The 16,911-nt window shown below is 74.5% G+C and carries 19 protein-coding genes; 13 read left to right on the forward strand and 6 right to left on the reverse strand.

All coding sequences use genetic code 11. From position 1 onward, the window contains the following. The first annotated feature begins 106 nt into the window (after positions 1-106). The 4 genes from IE308_RS12805 (at position 107) to IE308_RS12820 (ending at position 2,539) form a co-directional block, all read left to right on the forward strand. Positions 107-724: a TetR/AcrR family transcriptional regulator gene (locus tag IE308_RS12805; RefSeq protein WP_110636060.1), complete on the forward strand. Its 618-nt coding sequence runs from the start codon at positions 107-109 to the stop codon at positions 722-724. A gap of 11 nt (positions 725-735) precedes the next feature. After that, complete coding sequence (locus IE308_RS12810; protein WP_110626496.1) at positions 736-1,320, forward strand: DUF4865 family protein; 585 nt, start codon at positions 736-738, stop codon at positions 1,318-1,320. Further along, a complete protein-coding gene (locus IE308_RS12815) occupies positions 1,317-2,231 on the forward strand; it encodes a phosphotriesterase family protein (RefSeq protein ID WP_190217977.1) in 915 nt (304 codons plus the stop codon). The genes IE308_RS12810 and IE308_RS12815 overlap by 4 nt, the downstream gene beginning before the upstream one ends. Before the next feature lie 128 nt (positions 2,232-2,359). Beyond that, complete coding sequence (locus tag IE308_RS12820) at positions 2,360-2,539, forward strand: DUF1272 domain-containing protein (RefSeq protein ID WP_190217978.1); 180 nt, start codon at positions 2,360-2,362, stop codon at positions 2,537-2,539. 9 nt (positions 2,540-2,548) lie between these two features. Here the strand turns inward: IE308_RS12820 and IE308_RS12825 are convergent, their stop codons facing one another. Together IE308_RS12825 and IE308_RS12830 are read right to left on the reverse strand one after the other, a co-directional pair. Next, complete coding sequence (locus IE308_RS12825; RefSeq protein ID WP_190217979.1) at positions 2,549-2,968, reverse strand: PPOX class F420-dependent oxidoreductase; 420 nt, start codon at positions 2,966-2,968, stop codon at positions 2,549-2,551. A gap of 48 nt (positions 2,969-3,016) precedes the next feature. Continuing rightward, positions 3,017-3,907, reverse strand: a complete 891-nt coding sequence (locus IE308_RS12830) for an NAD(P)-dependent oxidoreductase (RefSeq protein WP_190217980.1) — start codon at positions 3,905-3,907, stop codon at positions 3,017-3,019. A 133-nt stretch (positions 3,908-4,040) separates the two neighbouring features. Here IE308_RS12830 and IE308_RS12835 point away from each other — a divergent pair, with 133 nt between their 5' ends. Then, complete coding sequence (locus IE308_RS12835; protein WP_190217981.1) at positions 4,041-4,625, forward strand: TetR/AcrR family transcriptional regulator; 585 nt, start codon at positions 4,041-4,043, stop codon at positions 4,623-4,625. A 105-nt stretch (positions 4,626-4,730) separates the two neighbouring features. Next, a complete protein-coding gene (locus IE308_RS12840) occupies positions 4,731-5,498 on the forward strand; it encodes an SDR family NAD(P)-dependent oxidoreductase (RefSeq protein WP_190217982.1) in 768 nt (255 codons plus the stop codon). Positions 5,499-5,515: 17 nt separating this feature from the next. Here IE308_RS12840 and IE308_RS12845 read toward each other — a convergent pair whose 3' ends face one another. Both IE308_RS12845 and IE308_RS12850 read right to left on the reverse strand, forming a co-directional pair. Further along, complete coding sequence (locus tag IE308_RS12845) at positions 5,516-6,760, reverse strand: ROK family protein (protein ID WP_110626501.1); 1,245 nt, start codon at positions 6,758-6,760, stop codon at positions 5,516-5,518. A 24-nt stretch (positions 6,761-6,784) separates the two neighbouring features. Further along, on the reverse strand, positions 6,785-7,450 hold the full coding sequence (locus tag IE308_RS12850; RefSeq protein ID WP_190217983.1) for an alpha-ketoglutarate-dependent dioxygenase AlkB family protein: 666 nt from the start codon (positions 7,448-7,450) through the stop codon (positions 6,785-6,787). A gap of 122 nt (positions 7,451-7,572) precedes the next feature. On the opposite strand from IE308_RS12850, the gene IE308_RS12855 reads away from it, so the two are divergent. Next, positions 7,573-8,709 carry a methyltransferase gene (locus tag IE308_RS12855; RefSeq protein WP_190218304.1) on the forward strand — a complete coding sequence of 379 codons (1,137 nt, stop codon included), beginning with the start codon at positions 7,573-7,575 and terminating at the stop codon, positions 8,707-8,709. 67 nt (positions 8,710-8,776) lie between these two features. Here IE308_RS12855 and IE308_RS12860 read toward each other — a convergent pair whose 3' ends face one another. Together IE308_RS12860 and IE308_RS12865 are read right to left on the reverse strand one after the other, a co-directional pair. Further along, positions 8,777-9,646 (reverse strand): class II fructose-bisphosphate aldolase, encoded by an 870-nt coding sequence (locus IE308_RS12860; RefSeq protein ID WP_190217984.1) that lies wholly within the window; start codon positions 9,644-9,646, stop codon positions 8,777-8,779. Between the two features lie 20 nt (positions 9,647-9,666). Further along, entirely contained in the window at positions 9,667-10,548 is an 882-nt protein-coding gene (locus IE308_RS12865) for an SIS domain-containing protein (RefSeq protein WP_190217985.1), read from the reverse strand. Between the two features lie 146 nt (positions 10,549-10,694). Between IE308_RS12865 and IE308_RS12870 the strand changes: the two genes are divergently transcribed. The 6 genes from IE308_RS12870 to IE308_RS12890 all read left to right on the forward strand — a co-directional run bounded on the left by IE308_RS12870 (position 10,695) and on the right by IE308_RS12890 (position 16,887). Beyond that, positions 10,695-11,474: a DeoR/GlpR family DNA-binding transcription regulator gene (locus IE308_RS12870; RefSeq protein ID WP_190217986.1), complete on the forward strand. Its 780-nt coding sequence runs from the start codon at positions 10,695-10,697 to the stop codon at positions 11,472-11,474. A 63-nt stretch (positions 11,475-11,537) separates the two neighbouring features. Further along, a complete protein-coding gene (locus IE308_RS12875) occupies positions 11,538-13,385 on the forward strand; it encodes a glycoside hydrolase family 15 protein (RefSeq protein ID WP_190217987.1) in 1,848 nt (615 codons plus the stop codon). 141 nt (positions 13,386-13,526) lie between these two features. Then, positions 13,527-14,684, forward strand: coding sequence for an aKG-HExxH-type peptide beta-hydroxylase (locus IE308_RS12880; protein WP_190217988.1), 1,158 nt, complete (start codon positions 13,527-13,529; stop codon positions 14,682-14,684). Further along, positions 14,677-14,976 carry a PqqD family protein gene (locus IE308_RS12885; protein ID WP_110626509.1) on the forward strand — a complete coding sequence of 100 codons (300 nt, stop codon included), beginning with the start codon at positions 14,677-14,679 and terminating at the stop codon, positions 14,974-14,976. The genes IE308_RS12880 and IE308_RS12885 overlap by 8 nt, the downstream gene beginning before the upstream one ends. Before the next feature lie 75 nt (positions 14,977-15,051). After that, on the forward strand, positions 15,052-15,168 hold the full coding sequence (locus tag IE308_RS37600; RefSeq protein ID WP_494518356.1) for an LWPPW motif RiPP peptide: 117 nt from the start codon (positions 15,052-15,054) through the stop codon (positions 15,166-15,168). 87 nt (positions 15,169-15,255) lie between these two features. Next, positions 15,256-16,887 (forward strand): FAD-dependent monooxygenase, encoded by a 1,632-nt coding sequence (locus IE308_RS12890; RefSeq protein ID WP_190217989.1) that lies wholly within the window; start codon positions 15,256-15,258, stop codon positions 16,885-16,887. Positions 16,888-16,911: the final 24 nt, after the last annotated feature.

Genomic DNA, 16,911 nt, shown 5'->3' on the forward strand with positions numbered 1-16,911 from the left:
CCAGCGGCCGTGCGCGTACCCCGCCGGGAGTACGACGGACGGTGCCGGCTGCTTCCCTCGCCGGCGAAGACTGGACTCTGTAACTACTGGTATGTACGGTGAGGGCATGAGCACAGCGGACCGCCTCATCGAGTCCACCCGTGAGCTGCTCTGGGAGCGCGGCTATGTGGGCACCAGCCCCAAGGCGATCCTGGAGCGCGCGGGTGCCGGACAGGGCAGCATGTACCACCACTTCAAGGGCAAGCCGGATCTCGCGCTGGCCGCGATCCGGCGCACCGCCGAGGAGTTGCTCGGCACGGCCGAGGAGGTGCTGGGCGGGCCGGGCACGCCGTACGAGCGGATCGAGGCCTATCTCCTGCGTGAGCGCGACGTGTTGCGCGGCTGCCCGGTCGGGCGGCTGACGATGGACCCCGACGTCGTCGCCAGCGACGAGCTGCGCGCGCCCGTCGACGCGACGATCGCCCGGATCAGGGAGCGGATCGCCCGGATCGTCGAAGAGGGCAAGCGGCAGGGGCAGTTCGCGGCGCACCTCGACGGCGAGGAGGTGGCCGCGGCGGTCCTCGCGACCGTGCAGGGCGGGTACGTCCTCGCCCGCGCGTCGGGTTCCCCCGCGGCCTTCGACGCCGGGGTGCGGGGGCTGCTCGCGCTGCTGCGGCCGGCCGCCGAGGACGGTACGACCACCGAGCGGGACGCGCACGTCGACCCCGCCGGTCACGGCGCCTGAGGAGGCGATCGATGCACGCCATGCAGTACGAGATCACCCTGCCCGCCGACTACGACATGGGGATCGTCCGGGACCGGGTGGCCCGCAAGGGGCATCTGCTCGACGACTGGCCGGGGCTCGGCCTCAAGGCGTACCTGATGCGGGAGCGCGGGGTGCACGGCTCGCCCGTCAACGCGTACGCGCCGTTCTACCTGTGGAACACCGCGGAGGGCATGAACGCCTTCCTGTGGGGCGGCGCGTTCCAGGGCGTGGCCGACGACTTCGGGCGGCCGGCCGTGCGGCAGTGGGCGGGGCTCGCCCTTGAGGAGGGCGGTGCCGCAGGCTCCCCCGCCGTCGTCGCCGTACGCCGCCGGGAGCGGGTGCCTGACGGGGTGGTGCTGTCGGAGGTCATGGCGGAGGCGGTGGCCGAGGCAGGGCGGCTGGCGCGGGAGGACGGCGCGCTGCTCGCGGCGGCCGCCGTGGACGCACGCAGCTGGGAGCTGGTGCACTTCTCGCTGTGGGAGCACGACACGCCGAAGGCGCAGGGGGACGTGTTCCGGGTGCTGCACCTGTCGGCGCCGGAGCTGGGGGCGCTGCCGCGGGGGCGGCAGTGGTGAGTGCCGTCCGTACGGTGCTGGGGGATCTGCCGCCGGCGGAGCTGGGGGTGTGCGACGCGCACGACCACCTGTTCTTCGCCAGCCCCCGGCTGCCCGGGGAGGAACTGCGCAGCGGGTCGGCGGCGCGGGCCGAGCTGGCGGCGTTCCGCGCGGTCGGCGGGGGTGCCGTGGTGCAGTGGACGCCGTACGGGCTGGGGCGGCGGGCCGCCGATCTGCCCGCGCTGGCACGGGAGTCGGGGGTGCACATCGTGGCCGCGACCGGGCTGCACCAGGACGTGCACTACGACGAGCGGGTGCTGAAGGAGCTGCGCGGCCGGCTGGCGGAGGTGTTCGTCGCCGAACTCACCGACGGCATCGGCACGTCGGGCGTGCGCGCCGGGCTGATCAAGGTGGCGGGCGGCTTCCACGCCCTGGACGCGCACGCGCGCTGGACGATGACCGCGGCGGCCGAGGCGCATCACGCGACCGGCGCCCCCGTCGCCGTCCATCTGGAGCTGGGGACGGGGGCGCTGGACGTACTGGACCTGCTGTGCGGCGAGTTGGGGGTGGAGCCGCACCGGGTGGTGCTCGGGCACCTCAACCGCTCCCCCGACCCCGTGGTGCACCGGCAGGCCGCGCGATCCGGCTGCTACCTGGCCTTCGACGGGCCGTCACGCGCCAACCACGCCACCGACTGGCGGATGCCGGACGCCGTGCGCGCCCTCGCCGACGCGGGGCACGGCGACCGGCTGCTGCTCGGCGGCGACACGACGACCGCCTCCGCGCGGTCGGTGAACGGCGGGCCCGGGATGCCCTACCTGCTGCGCCGGGTCGCGCCCCGGCTGGCGGCGGCGGTGGGCGAGGAGCTGGTGCGCGGGATCCTCACGGAGAACCCGGGCCGGGCCTTCGGCGTGGCGTGGCGCCGGCCCTGATCCCTCCTCGGCGGGGCGGGCGTTGGCCCGATCCTGTCGGTGCGTGGCCCGCGGGGTGGCTGCGGGCCGGGGCCGGTCCGGCGCACCCTGGCGGGGACAACAGAACCGCAGGTGAGGAGCACAGAACGATGGCACTGGAGATGCGCGACCGCTGCGAGCGCTGTACGACCGCGGCCCTGCCGGCCGACGCGCCGGCCCGCATCTGCTCCTACGAGTGCACCTTCTGCGTGCCGTGCGCCGAGGCGATGCACGACGTGTGCCCCAACTGCGGCGGCGAACTGGTCCCCCGGCCGCGCCGGACCGGCTGACCGCGGCGGTCAGCCGGGCTGGTCGCTGTCCTTCAGTCCGCCCCAGCCGTGCCAGCGGTCGACCTCGATCCAGGCGCTCACCCGGGCGCGTTCCCGGTTGCCGTAGGGGCGGCCGGTGTAGTGCCGGGAGATGCGGTCGATGTCGGCCAGCCCCTCGTCGTCGTACATCTCGGCGACCCGGCCGATGAGGGTGACGTGCGTGTACCAGCCGTCGGCGTCGAGGACGGTGAGCGTCACGCGCGGATCGCGGCGCAGGTGTTTCAGGCGGACGCGGCCCTCGTCGAGGCTGATCAGCACGCGGCCGTCGTCCCACACGTACCAGGTGGGCGTGGAGACGGGCGTCCCGTCGGCGCGCAGGGTGGCCATCACGCAGGGGTTGGGGCGGCCGAGCAGCTCCACGGCCTTCGGCGGCAGGGGCGGCCTGGACATGTGCGGTCTCCTCTCGGTGGACGGACGTTCCTCGGGGAGCGTGTTCCCTCAGTGGCCGCTCTGCTCGTCGAAGCTGGCGAAATACGCGGCGGCCATGTCCTCGTCGGCGTGGCCCTGTGCCGCGGCCCGCTCCAGCCGGGCGGCGCTCGCGGCGGCCACGTCGAGCCGGACGCCGTTCGCCTCGCCGGCGGCAACGATCAGCCGGGCGTCCTTGGCGGCGGTCGCCACCGCGAACTGAGGCGGGGTCAGCCGGTCGCCGAGGACCAGGTCCGCCTTGGCGTGCAGATAGCCCATGTCGAGCGGGCCGCCGGCGATCAGCTCGAAGAACCGCTGCGGGTCGACGCCGAGCGCCTTGGACAGGGCCAGGGCTTCACCGGTCGCGGCGGTCGCCGCGAGGACCCAGCTGTTGGCGACGAGCTTGAGCCGTGTCGCGCCGGCCTCGGCGCCGTCCTCGCCGGTCCAGACGGTGCGGGCGCCGATGGCGTCGAGCACCGGGACGACCTTGGGGCGTTCGTCGGCGGGTCCCGCGGCCAGCACGGTGAGCTGCCCGGCCTCGGCGGGCTGCCGGGTGCCGAGCACGGGGGCGTCGAAGAAGACCAGGCCGTGCTCGCGGGCGAAGGCGGCCAGGGCGGGGACGGACTCCAGGCCCGCGGTGGTGGACTGCACCCAGGCGGTGCCGGACCGCAGGGCGGGCGCCGCGTCGCGCATCACGGCGAGCGCGGCGTCACCGTCGTAGAGCATCGTCAGGACGACGTCGGCGTCCCGGACCGCCTCGGCCGGGGTGGCGGCCACGGTCGCCCCGTCGGCGGTGAGCGGTTCGGCCTTGGCGCGGGTGCGGTTCCACACGCGGACGGAGTGCCCGGCGCGGGCCAGGTTGCGGGCCATCGCGGCGCCCATGATGCCGGTGCCCAGGACGCTCACGGTGAGTTTGTCGGTCATGGTCTGCATGTTCCTCTACGACTCGTGTCGATGCGTGGCGACGCGTACGCCCCGTACCTGTTCCGTACCTGACTCGTACTGCCGCACCCGAAGATACTTGACTGATCGTTCCGGAAAACACTACCGTCGCCGCATGGCCCGCACCAAGGAATTCGACCCCGACGCCGTCCTGCAGTCGGCCCTGGAGCTGTTCTGGGAGCGGGGGTACGAGGCGACGTCGATGGCCGACCTCGTCGAGCGCCTGGGCATCGGACGCGCGAGCATCTACGCCACCTACGGCAACAAGCGCGACCTGTACCTCAAGGCGCTGGACCGGTACGGCGAGCTGCGCTGCGGGCCGCTGGCGCGCGAGTTGTCCGAGCCGGGGCCGGCGTTGCCCGCGGTACGGGCGGTGGTGCGCCGGTTCGCTGACGAGGCCGCCGACGAGGCCTGCCGCGCCCGGGGCTGCCTCGTCACCAACACCGCCGCGGAACTGGCCCCGCACGACAGCGCCGCCGCCCGCCGGGTGGAGCTGAGCTGGACGCACCTGGAGACGCTGCTGCACTCGGCGCTGCTGCGCGCCCAGGCGCAGGGCGAGTTGCCGGAGGAGCGCGACGCGCGGGCGCTCGCCCGCATGCTGCTGGTGCTCCTGCAGGGCCTGCGGGTCGTCGGCAAGGCGTCGAGCGACCCGGCCCTGGTGCGCGACGCGGCGGAGCAGGCCCTCGTCCTGCTGGACTGACGCGGAAACCGGGCGCCGTCATCGGCGCCCTTTTTACCGACTCTATATTTGACCGATCGTTCTGGAAAGTGGTGGGGGCACGTCCCCCTCCGGGAGAGGAACCCCATGTCCGGCAACCGCTTCTCCGGCCGCACCGCCCTCGTCACCGGCGCCGGTTCCGGTATCGGCCGGGCCGTCGCGCTCGCCTTCGCCGCCGAGGGCGCCCGGGTCGTCGTGGCCGGCCGGTCCCGCGCGCCGCTGGAGGAGACCGTGGCGCTCGTCGAGCGGGCCGGCGGCACGGCCGTCGCCGAGGTCGCCGACATCAGCCGGGCCGCGGAGGCGGAGGCTCTGGTGGGCGCGGTCGTCGAGCGGTTCTGCTCGCTCGACGTCGCCGTGAACAACGCGGGCGTCTTCCACGGCGGTGGACCCCTCGACGAACTCGCCGAGGCCGACTGGCGTGCCCTCCTCGACGTCAACGTCACCGGCGCCTTCCTCGCCCTGCGGGCCGAGGTCCGGCAGATGCGCGCCCAGTCCGGCGGCGGGGCGATCGTGAACGTCGCCTCGGTCCTCGGCCGGCACCGGCAGGCGCCGGGCACGGTGGCCTACGGCGCGAGCAAGGCGGCCGTCGCCGCCCTCACCCGCGGGGCCGCCCTGGAGTACATCGCCGACGGCGTGCGCATCAACGCGGTCAGCCCCGGCCCCTCCGACACCGCCATGTCCCTGCGGTCCGGCGAGACCGAGGCCGAGCGCGACGCCCGGATGAAGGAGCAGTCCCCGCTGGGGCGGGTGTCCTCCACGCAGGAGGTGGCGGACGCGGTGCTCTATCTGGCGTCCGACGCGGCGGCGTCCCTGGTGGGCACGGACCTGGTGATCGACGGCGGGGCCTCGCTGTAGAAGTCCCGGGGTCTCGCCTAGCGTGCGCCGAGCGCTCCCAGCGGATCGTCCAGCACCGGCTGCCACGCCAGCTCCGCCGCGCCGACCAGGCTGTTGTGGTCGAGGGAGCAGGCGAGGATGGGCACGCCGCCGCTGCGGCCCCACAGGCTGCGGTCGGCGACGACCGCGCGCAGCCGCTCGGGGTCGGCGTCCAGCAGGGTGCGGTGCAGGCCACCGAGGATGATCCGGTCGGGATTGAGGATGTTGACCAGGCCGGCCAGGCCCAGGCCGAGCCGGTCGATGAGGGTCTCGACGGCCGCGCGGACCGCCGGGTCGTCGTACTCGTCGCGGATGAGGTCCTTCGCCTGCTGGAGCAGCGACACCTCGGGGCCGGGGTCGCGGCCCGCCGTGGTGAGCAGGGCCAGCGGGTCGGCCTCGACGTCCAGGCAGCCGCGGCTGCCGCAGTGGCAGGGGCGGCCCTCGGGGTTGACGGTGAGGTGGCCGACCTCCAGGGCGAGCCCGGCGCTGCCGGTGTGCAGCCGCCCGTCCAGCACCAGCGCGCCGCCGACGCCGCGGTGCCCGGTGGCCACGCACAGCAGGTCGCGGGCGCCGCGCCCGGCGCCGTGCCGGTGCTCGGCGAGCGCGGCCAGGTTGACGTCGTTGGCGGCGAAGGCGGGCCCGGTCAGGCCGGCCTCGCGCACGCAGTCCGCGAAGATCTCCCGCACCGGCGCACCCACCGGCCAGGCCAGGTGCAGGGGGTTGAGGGCGAGGCCCTCCGGCTCGGCGACCGCCGACGGCACGGCGAGCCCGGCGCCCACACAGCGCCGCCCGGTCTCGCGCAGCAGTTGCGCGCCGGCCTCCACGACCGAGCCGAGGACCTTGGCGGGGTCCTCCTCGACCGTCTCACAGCCCGGCGCGGTCGCGACGATCCGGCCGCCGAGGCCGACCAGCGCGGCGCGGAAGCCGTCGGAGTGGACCTGGGCGGCGAGCGCCACCGGGCCGTCCTCGGCGACGCTCAGCCGGTGCGAGGGGCGGCCCTGGGAGCCGGACGGGGCGCTGGGGCGGGCGTCGACCCGGATCAGCCCGAGGGCCTCCAGTTCCGCGGCGACCGCCCCGGCCGTGGCGCGGGTGACGCCGAGTTCGGCGGTGAGGACCGCGCGGGTCGGGGCCCGCCCGGTGTGCACGAGCTCCAGCGCGGGACCGAGCGCGCCGCGCCCCCGGTCCAACCGCGCCCTGGGGGTGGTCCCTTCCCCCGTCGGCCGGGGGTCCGCCTTGCCGCTCATGAGGGGGAGTCTCCCATGATCCGCTCATCCGGTGGCGGCGGGGAAGCCGCTCACCCTCAAGGTGAGGTTCAGCCGGCCCCGCAGACCGAGCCCGGGCGGTGCCGTGCCGGGGTGGACGCGCGGCACGCCGTGGTGGGCGAGCCGGGAGGGGCCGCCGAAGACGAACAGGTCGCCGCTGCGCAGCTCCACGTCCGTCCAGGGGCGGGTGCGGGTCTCCGGGTTGCCGAAGCGGAAGACGCAGCTGTCGCCGAGGCTGAGGGAGACGACGGGGGCGGTGGAGCGTTCGTCGGCGTCGCGGTGCAGGCCCATCCGGGCGTCGCCGTCGTAGAAGTTGACGAGCGCGATGTCGTAAGCGGCGCCCTCCGCCTCCTCGGGGCCCAGCGTGTCGGCCACCGCGCGGCGGCCCAGCTCACCCAGCCAGGCGGGGAACGGCTTCACGGGCGCGCCGTCGCCGTCGACGACCGTACGGGCGTAGCCGTACGGGTACCAGTGCCAGCCGAGACACACCTGGCGGGCGGTCATCGTCCCGCCGCCGGGGGTGCGCACGGTGCGCAGGCCGGCCGGCGGGCGCGCCCACTGCCGGCAGGAGTCCAGGAGACGGCGCTGGGCGTCGGGATCGAGCCAGTCCGGCATGTGCACCGCGCCGGGAGCGATCACGGTGCGCTCGCGGGGGAACAGCTCGGCTTCCATGGCTCCATGCTCCCGCGTCCCTGCGCCCGGCTTCCGCGTCCCTCGCCCCTTGGGCCCCGCCCCATGCTCCCGCACCCGCCCTGAGCTGCGGCTCCGCTAGCCTTGTCGCGATGGACGACCGTATGACGACGCCGTGGGGCGAGTTCGCGCTGACCCGCTTCCCCGAGGACCCGCGCGACAGGCTGCGCGCCTGGGACGCCTCCGACGCCTACCTGCTCGCGCATCTCGCCGAGCGGGAGGTCCCGCTGACCGGCACGGTCGTGGTCGTCGGGGACCGCTGGGGCGCGCTGGCCACCGCGCTCGCGGCGCACGCGCCGACGCAGATCACCGACTCCTTCCTCGCGCAGGAGGCGACCCGGGCCAACCTGGCGCGGGCCGGGATCGCGCCCGGCACGGTCCGGCTGCTGACCACGCAGGACCCGCCGCCGCAGCGGATCGACGTGCTGCTGGTGCGGGTGCCCAAGAGCCTGGCTCTGCTGGAGGACCAGCTGCTGCGGCTGGCGCCCGCGGTGCACGAGGGCACGGTCGTCGTCGGCACCGGCATGGTCAAGGAGATCCACACCTCGACGCTCCAGCTGTTCGAGCGGGTCCTCGGGCCGACGCGGACGTCGCTGGCCCGGCAGAAGGCCCGCCTGATCTTCTGCACTCCCGACCCGGCGCCGAGGCCCGGGCCGAACCCGTGGCCGTACGTCTACCAGCTCCCGGACGGCATCGGCCCGGTCTCCGGCCGCACGGTCGTCAACCACGCGGGCGTCTTCTGCGCCGACCGGCTGGACATCGGCACCCGCTTCTTCCTCCAGCACCTGCCGCGGACGAGCGGCCCGCAGCGGATCGTGGACCTCGGCTGCGGCAACGGCGTCGTCGGCACCGCGGTGGCGGTGGCGAACCCGGAGGCCGAGGTGCTGTTCGTCGACGAGTCGTTCCAGGCGGTGGCCTCGGCGGAGGCGACGTACAAGGCGAACGGGGTGCCCGGGCACGCCGAGTTCCGGGTGGGCGACGGGCTGACCGGGGTGCCGGCCGGGAGTGTGGACATCGTCCTCAACAACCCGCCATTCCACTCCCATCAGGCGACGACGGACGCCACCGCCCGGCGGATGTTCAGCGGGGCGCGGCGGGCGCTGCGGCCGGGCGGTGAGCTGTGGGTGATCGGCAACCGGCACCTCGGCTACCACGTGACGCTGCGGCGGCTGTTCGGCAACAGCCGGCTCGTGGCGAGCGATCCGAAGTTCGTGGTGCTGAAGGCGGTCAAGGAGCGCTGAGGCGGGCTGCCGGCCGGCCCACCGCGGGCCCCCTGTGCCCGTGGTCACCGGCGGCCCGCGCCGGTGTTCACCGCAGCGCGGGCGCCGTCCCGGCGAGCACGGTGATGAGCTGCTCGACCATGCGTGCCATCGCCTCACGGCCGACGCTGAGGTAGGTGCGGGAGTCGACGGCCTCCGGGTGGGCGGCGAGGAAGCCGCGGATGGCGCCGGTCATGGCGATGTTCAGCGCGGTGCCGACGTTGACCTTGGTGATGCCGCCGGTGACGGCCGCCCGCAGCTCGTCGTCCGGCACGCCGGAGGAGCCGTGCAGGACGAGGGGGACGTCCAGGGCGGCGGCGAGGCGTTTGAGCAGGTCGTGGTCGAGGGCGGCGGTGCGGGTGGTCATCGCGTGGACGCTGCCGATGGCGACGGCCAGGGCGTCGACGCCGGAGTCGGCGACGAAGGCGCGGGCCTCGGCGGGGTCGGTGCGGGCGCCCGGCGCGTGGGCGTCGAGCGCGGGTCTGCCGTCCTTGCCGCCGACCTGGCCCAGCTCGGCCTCGATCCACAGGCCCTGGGCGTGGGCCCAGTCGGCGGCGGCGCGGGTCGCGGCGAGGTTCTCGGCGTAGGGCAGGGCGGAGGCGTCGTACATCACCGAGCTGAAGCCGGCGTCGGGTGCCTGGCGCAGCAGGGCGTCGCTCTGAATGTGGTCGAGGTGGAGGGCGACGGGGACGGCGGCGCGTTCGGCGGCGGCGACGGCGGCGCGGGCGAGCGGCAGGAGACGGCCGTAGCGGAACTTGACGGCGTTCTCGCTGACCTGGAGGACGACGGGGGCGCCGGCGGCCTCGGCGCCGGCGACGACGGCCTCGACGTGTTCGAGGGTGATGATGTTGAACGCGGCGAGCGCGGTGCGGGTGGCGGCGGCCCGGGTGAGGAGTTCGCCGGTGGTGACGAGGGACACGGCCGGTCCTTTCCGGGGCGTCAGGAGGCGAGGATCACCGAGCGGGTGAGGTGGCGGGGCCGGTCCGGGTCCAGGCCCCGGGCCGCGGCGACGGCGACGGCGAGGCGCTGGGCGCGCACGAGTTCGGCGAGCGGGTCGAGACGGCCGGCGATCCACAGTCCGCCGGTCTGCCGGACCTGTTCGGGCAGGCCGTCGGGTGCCTCGCCGAACATCCAGGTGGCGGTGGAGTCGGTGGTGATGCTGATGGGGCCGTGCCGGTACTCCATCGCCGGGTAGGCCTCGGTCCACGACAGGGACGCCTCGCGCATCTTCAGCGCGGCCTCGTTGGCCAGGCCGACGGTCCAGCCGCGGCCGAGGAAGGTGAACTGGCGGCACTCGACGAGGCCCTGGGGGAGGTCCTCGGTGAGCGCGGTGCGGGCGTCGGTGACGGCCGCGTCGGGGTGCAGGCCGAGGTGGGCGCGGAGCAGGGTGAGCGCGCTGGTGGCGAACCGGGTCTGCACGACGGAGCGTTCGTCGGCGTACTCCAGGACGACGACGTCGTCGGCGGCGGCCATGACGGGGGTGTCCGGGTCGGCGGTGAGCGCGGTGGTGCGGGTACGGCCGCGCAGCCCGGCGAGGAGTTCCAGCACCTCGGTGGTGGTGCCGGAGCGGGTCAGGGCGACCACCCGGTCGTAGCGGCGGCCGTGCGGGAACTCGGAGGCGGCGAAGGCGTCGGTCTCGCCCTGCCCGGCGGCCTCGCGCAGCCCGGCGACGGCCTGGGCCATGAAGTAGGAGGTGCCGCAGCCGACCACCGCGACCCGCTCCCCCGCCGCGGGCAGCACGCCACCGTGGTCCGCCGCCTGGGCCGCGGCGCGGGTCCAGCACTCGGGCTGGCTGTTCAGCTCGTCCTCGACATGGGTCATGCGGGCCCTCCCCGGAACGGGATGATTGTTCGTGCAAGATATAGCGACCTTTCGATCATCTTCAAGCATCCGGCCGAAATGGCGGTGCGCTAGTGTCGCCGCAGATCACGCGTGGGCCGGGGAGCGGCCGGGGAACGGAGGTGCGGATGTCGCGCGACGCCCGCTGGAAGGCGCTGCTGGAACTGCTCGTCGAGCGGGGCCGGCTGGACGTCGAGGAGGCCGCCGCCGAGCTGGCGGTGTCGGCCGCGACCATCCGCCGCGACTTCGACCAGCTCGCCGAGCAGCAGATGCTGGTGCGCACGCGGGGCGGCGCGGTGGTGCACGGGGTGTCGTACGAGCTGCCGCTGCGGTACAAGACGGCCCGGCGCGCGCCCGAGAAGCAGCGCATCGCCAAGGCGGTCGCCGAGCTGATCGCGCCGGGCGAGGCGGTGGGGCTGACCGGCGGCACGACCACCACCGAGGTGGCGCGGGCGCTCGCGGTGCGCGGTGACCTCGCTTCCGGCTCGCCCGCGCTGACCGTGGTCACCAATGCCCTCAACATCGCCAACGAGCTGGCGGTCCGGCCCCAGTTCAAGATCGTGGTGACCGGCGGGGTGGCGCGGGCCCAGTCGTACGAGCTGATCGGGCCGCTCGCGGACGGGGTGCTCGGGCAGATCACGCTGGACGTGGCCGTCCTCGGTGTCGTCTCCTTCGACGCGGTGCACGGGGCCGCCGCGCACGACGAGGCGGAGGCGGCGATCAACCGGCTGCTGTGCGAGCGCGCCGAGCGGGTGATCGTCGCCGCCGACTCCAGCAAGCTGGGCCGGCGCGCCTTCGCCCGTATCTGCGCGACGGACGCGGTCGGCACGCTGGTGACGGACACGGCGGCGGCCCCGGAGGAGGTCCGCCGCTTCGAGGAGGCGGGCATCACGGTCGTCACGGTGTGAGCCTTCCCTGCGCCGCCTTGCGGCTCTCTCCCTAAGCTGGGAAGAGCGCTTCGGGAGGCTGCCATGGCCGGAACAGCGGACGACGGGACCGCGGGCGACGCGACAGGGCGGGTACGGCGGTATCTGCGCGTGGCCGAGCACGGGCTGATCGGGGATCTGCGCACGGTGGCCCTGGTGGGCACGGACGGCACGATCGACTGGTACTGCTGCCCCTCCTTCGACGCGCCGAGCGTCTTCGCCGCGATCCTGGACGCCGAGCGCGGCGGCTGCTTCGAGCTGGCGGCGGACGGCCCCGCCCGCACCAAGCAGTTCTACTTCCCCGACACCAACGTCCTGATCACCCGCTTCTTCACCGAGGAGGGCGTCGGCGAGGTGCAGGACTTCATGCCGGTCGCCGACGAGGGCCCGGAGGCCGAGCGGCACCGGCTGATCCGCCGGGTGGTGTGCGTGCGCGGCACGGTGGCGTTCCGGGCGCGGATCGCCCCGCGGTTCGACTACGGCATGCGCCCCCATACCCTGCGGACGGCCGGCGACACCGCGGTGTTCGCGACCGAGGGGCTGTCCCTCGCGCTCACCGCGACCGTCCCGCTGGAGGCCGACGGGCCGGACGCCCGGGCCGGGTTCAAGCTGGCCGAGGGCGAATCGGCGGTGTTCGCGCTGGACGAGGTCGGCGACGGGGTGGCACCGCGGCGGTGCGCGTCCCGGGAGGCGCAGGAGCAGTTCGCGGCGACGGTGGCGTACTGGCGGCGGTGGCTGGCGCAGTCCCGCTACCGGGGCCGCTGGCGGGAGATGGTGCACCGCTCCGCGCTCACCCTGAAGCTGCTCACCTACGCGCCGACGGGCGCGATCGTGGCGGCGCCGACGACCAGCCTGCCCGAACAGCTCGGCGGGGAACGCAACTGGGACTACCGGTACGTGTGGGTGCGCGACGCCGCGTTCTGTGTGTACGCCCTGCTGCGGCTGGGGTTCACCGGCGAGGCGAAGGCGTTCATGGAGTTCGTCACCCGGCACGTCAGCCCCGGCGACGGCCGCCACTCGGGACCCCTGCAGATCATGTACGGCATCGACGGCCGGACCGATCTGACGGAGCGCGAACTCGGCCATCTGGAGGGCCATTTCGGGTCCTCCCCGGTGCGGGTCGGCAACGCCGCGGCCGACCAGCTGCAACTGGACATCTACGGCGCGCTGCTCGACTCCATCTACCTGTACGACAAGTGGGCCGAGCCGATCTCCAGCGGCCAGTGGGACGATGTGTGCGCCCTGGTCGACTGGGTGTGCGCGCACTGGGACCAGCCCGACGAGGGGATCTGGGAGACGCGGGGCGGGCGGAAGAACTTCCTGTACTCGCGGCTGATGTGCTGGGTGGCGATCGAACGCGCCATCCGTATCGCGCACCGGCGCGGCCTGCCGGCCGATCTGCCCCGCTGGCGGGAGAACCGGGACGCGATCTACCGGCGGATCATGGACCGCGGCTGGTCGGTGGAGCGGCAGGCGTTCGTCCAGCACGAGGACGGCGACGTGCTGGACGCGGCGGTGCTGATGATGCCGCTGGCCAAGTTCATCGCGCCGACCGACCCGAAGTGGCTGTCCACGCTGGACGCGCTCACCCGGGAGCTGGTCTCGGACTCGCTGGTCTACCGCTACGACCCGCAGGCCAGCCCGGACGGCCTGCGCGGCGACGAGGGCACCTTCTCCATCTGCTCGTTCTGGTACGTGGAGGCGCTGGTGCGGGCCGGCCGGATCGACGAGGCGCGCCTGGCCTTCGAGAAGATGCTGACGTACGCCAACCACCTGGGCCTGTACGCCGAGGAGATCTCCCACACCGGTGAGCAGCAGGGCAACTTCCCGCAGGCGTTCACGCATCTGGCGCTGATCAGCGCGGCGTTCAACCTGGACCTGGCCCTCGGCTGATCCCGCCTGCTCCGCCGCTTTTGTCTGTGGCCGGAATCCACCCCCGCCCCGAAGTGACCTTCCGTACCGCCCCCTTGACGGACCGTTCGGTCGTGGCTTTGGATCGGCACTCGTCGGCCGAGCCTTTCACGAGGAGGTTCCGTGTCCGTCCCTGACGACGACCTCGTCTCCGTTGAACGTGCGCTTGCTTCCCACCCGGAGTTCAGTGACGCGACACTGATCACCCTCAAGGCGGTGGAGTTCTACCGGTTCGCCCTCGACCTGCTCTGCGAGCGGTCGGCCGAGGTGGACCGGCTCGCGAACGGCATCCGCGATGCCGACGGGCAGATCCCGGCGGCCGTGGCCGAGGACCCGCTGGTGCGGGTCACCCTCGACGAGGCGGTCTCCCGCCTGGAGCAGGGCTTCGTCGACGAGGCCGCCTGGAGCGAGGTGACGACCATGCTGCGGCTGGTCGGCGACGCCCTCGCGGCCCACGGCCCCGACGCCGCGCCGTCCGGCGCCGGCCTCTCCGCGGGCCGTACCGTCGAGGTCGCCCCGGGCCGGGCCGCCTGGCTGTGCGGCACAGGGCAGGACAGCACCGACCCGCTCGCCCGCACCTTCCTGAACACCTTCGAGCGGGACTTCCTGCGCGGTGTCCCCGGCGATCTGCTGCATCCCGGCCCGGAGTACGCCGGCCGGCTGGACGCCGGTTTCGCGGCGCTCGGCGCGCTGCTGCCCGAGCTGGCGGCGAGCGTGGGCGCCCACTACGTCGGCGTGGGCGTCGTCGACGTCCGCACCGAGGGAGAAACGTTCCTGGCGGGCAATGTGGGCCGGATCCCGGGCGTGGTGTTCTTCTCCCCCAACCGCATGCTGCGGCCCTGGCGGTTCGCCGAGACCGCGCTGCACGAGGGGCTGCACCTGAAGCTGTTCGACATCCAGCGCTCGGCGAGCATCTTCACCGCGCCCGAACGCCTCGCCGACGGGCCCAAGGTCAAGGTGCCGTGGCTGAAGTGGTCGTCGATGGTCGCGCCCAACGAGTGGGCCCTGGACCGGGCGCTCGGCGCCTTCCACGTGTACGCCCATCTGGTGCCGTTCCGGCAGGCGCTGCGCACCCGGCTCACCCCGGAGCTGCTGGACCGCTTCGGTGCGCCGGAGGCGGAGGACCCGCCGTCGCTGTACCGCTTCGGCGGTGACCGCGCCCGCTATCTCGGCGAGCAGATCCTGTCCCGCGGCGGTGACGAACTCACCGACTTCGGCCGGGAGTTCGTGACCTGGCTGCTGGAGACCGTGGACCGGGTGGAGGAGGGCGTGCGTGTCTGAGTCCGACGTGCGGCCTTCGCAGGTCCGCTACTCCAAGGCGCCGGATCTGCGGCTGCGGCCCGTCGAGGCCGCCGGCTGCCTGATGGTGTTCACGCCGGAGCGGCCGAAGGTGCACTGGCTGAACCTGGCCGGCTGGTACCTGTTCGAGCTGAGCGACGGCAGCAGCGGCGAGCGCATCGCCGCCGAGTACGCCGAGGCGGTCGCCGGCCAGGTGCCGCGCGAGACGGCGCTGGACCAGGCCCGCGACTGCCTGGCCGACCTGGTGGCGCGGGGCATCCTCACCACCGCCTGACACCCGCGGCACCTCCCGAGCTCCTGCGGCCGGCCCGGCCGCGGGTCCCTCCTGCCCGTCGGAAGGGGGTGAACCATGACCGAGCAGCTGAAGAAGAGGCTGGCCAAGGCGGAGAACGTGACCCCGCCGAAGGCCGCGGCTCCCTCGCGCGACCAGCGCCTGTGGCCGCCGTGGTACATGCAGAAGCACTGACGCACCACCGGTGCCGGACCGTGCCCCGACCGGGGCACGGCCCGGCACCGGTACATCCCCGCCGAAAAGCGGTTCAAGGAGCGGTGAATGCGCCAGGTCCCCGTCCTCATCGTCGGCGGTTCCCTCACCGGACTGTCCGCCGCGCTGTTCCTGACGGCGCACGGCGTGCCGGTCACGGTGGTGGAACGGCGTCCGACCGTGCTCGCCCATCCACGGCTGCGCGGGCTGCTGCCGCGCACGATGGAGCTGTACCGGCAGGCGGGCCTGGAGCCGGACATCCTCGCCGTGTGCCCGCCGGGGGTGTCCGCGGGACACCTGCCGTCGGTGCACGCGCCCACCCTCGCCGACGAGCACGAACTGCTGGGCGACACGGGCGGCGACAGTACCGAGGCGGAGCTCTCCCCCTGCGCGTTCGTGCCCATCGGCCAGCACGAGCTGGAGGGGCTGCTGGTCGAGCGGTTGCGGGAGCGGGACTGCGAGCTGTGCTTCGGCACCGAGGCGAGCGGCCTGGTGCCGGACGAGGACGGCGTGACCGTCCTGCTGCACCGGCCCGACGGCACGGCGGAGACGGTCCGGGCGCGCTGGCTGGTCGCCGCCGACGGCGCCTCGGGTGCCGTACGGCGCCGCCTGGGCATCGCCGTCCACGGCCCCGGCACGCTGTTCCGCATGGCCACCACCCACGTGGAGGCCGACCTCGACCCGGCGCTGCGCGGCCGTCCCGTCGGCATGGCCTATCTGGACCGGCCCGCGCCCGGCACCACACTGGGCCCGCTGGACGCCTCCGGCCAGCGCTGGTTCTTCGCCACCGCCCTGCCTCCGGACGCCCCCGTCGCGGAAGAGGACCTGCTGGACCGGCTGCGCGTGGCGACAGGCCTGCCGGATCTGCGGGCCCGGCTGCTCCCGCAGGGCCCGGGCCTGCCGCCGGTCATGGCGTTCCCGGTCGGCGCCCGCGTCGCCGAACGCTTCACCGACGGCCGCGTCCTCCTCGCCGGTGACGCGGCCCACCTGATGCCGCCCACGGGCAGTCTCGGCGGCCACACCGGCGTCGAGGACGCCCACAACCTCGCCTGGAAACTCGCGGCCGTCCTGCACGGCGGCGCGGACCCGGCCCTGCTCGACACCTACGACGCGGAACGCCGGCCCGTGGCCGAGCGCAACGCCCGCGAGGCCCACCTGCGCGCCCGCGCCCGCTGGCGGCTGCCCGGCCACGAGAGCGACGCCCGGCTCACGGACATGGACCGGCTGCTGTACGGCGGGGTGTACCGCTCCTCCGCCGTGCCCGGCACGAGCCCCCCGCCGGGGCCGGACCCGCCCGGCCGGCTGCCCGCACCGGACCCGCTCGACCCGCGCGCCCTGGGCGGGGTCCCCGGCACCCGGGCCCCGCACGTGACCGTCAGCCAGGACGGCGCCGAGCCGGTCTCCACCCTCGACCTGTACGGCAGGGGCCCCGTGGTCCTGGTCGGGCCGGACGGCGACACCTGGGCGACCGCGGCCGAGCGGGCCGCGAAGGCCCTCGGCGTGCCGGTGGAGGTCTACCACCTGGACACCGACCTGTCCGCCCCGCACGGCCTCGGCGCCCGAGGGGCGCTGCTGGTCCGGCCGGACGGGTACGTCGCCTGGCGGGCGGCGGGCGGACCGGCACGGGCCGAGGACGCCGACGCGGTCTTCGCGGCCGTCCTGGCCGCCGTGCTGGGCCGGCCGGCCGTAGGGTCGCCGTAGCAGTGCCGTGCGCACGGCGTGCGC

The sequence above is a fragment of the Streptomyces griseosporeus genome (genome assembly GCF_014656055.1).
Classification (GTDB): Bacteria; Actinomycetota; Actinomycetes; order Streptomycetales; family Streptomycetaceae; genus Streptomyces; species Streptomyces griseosporeus.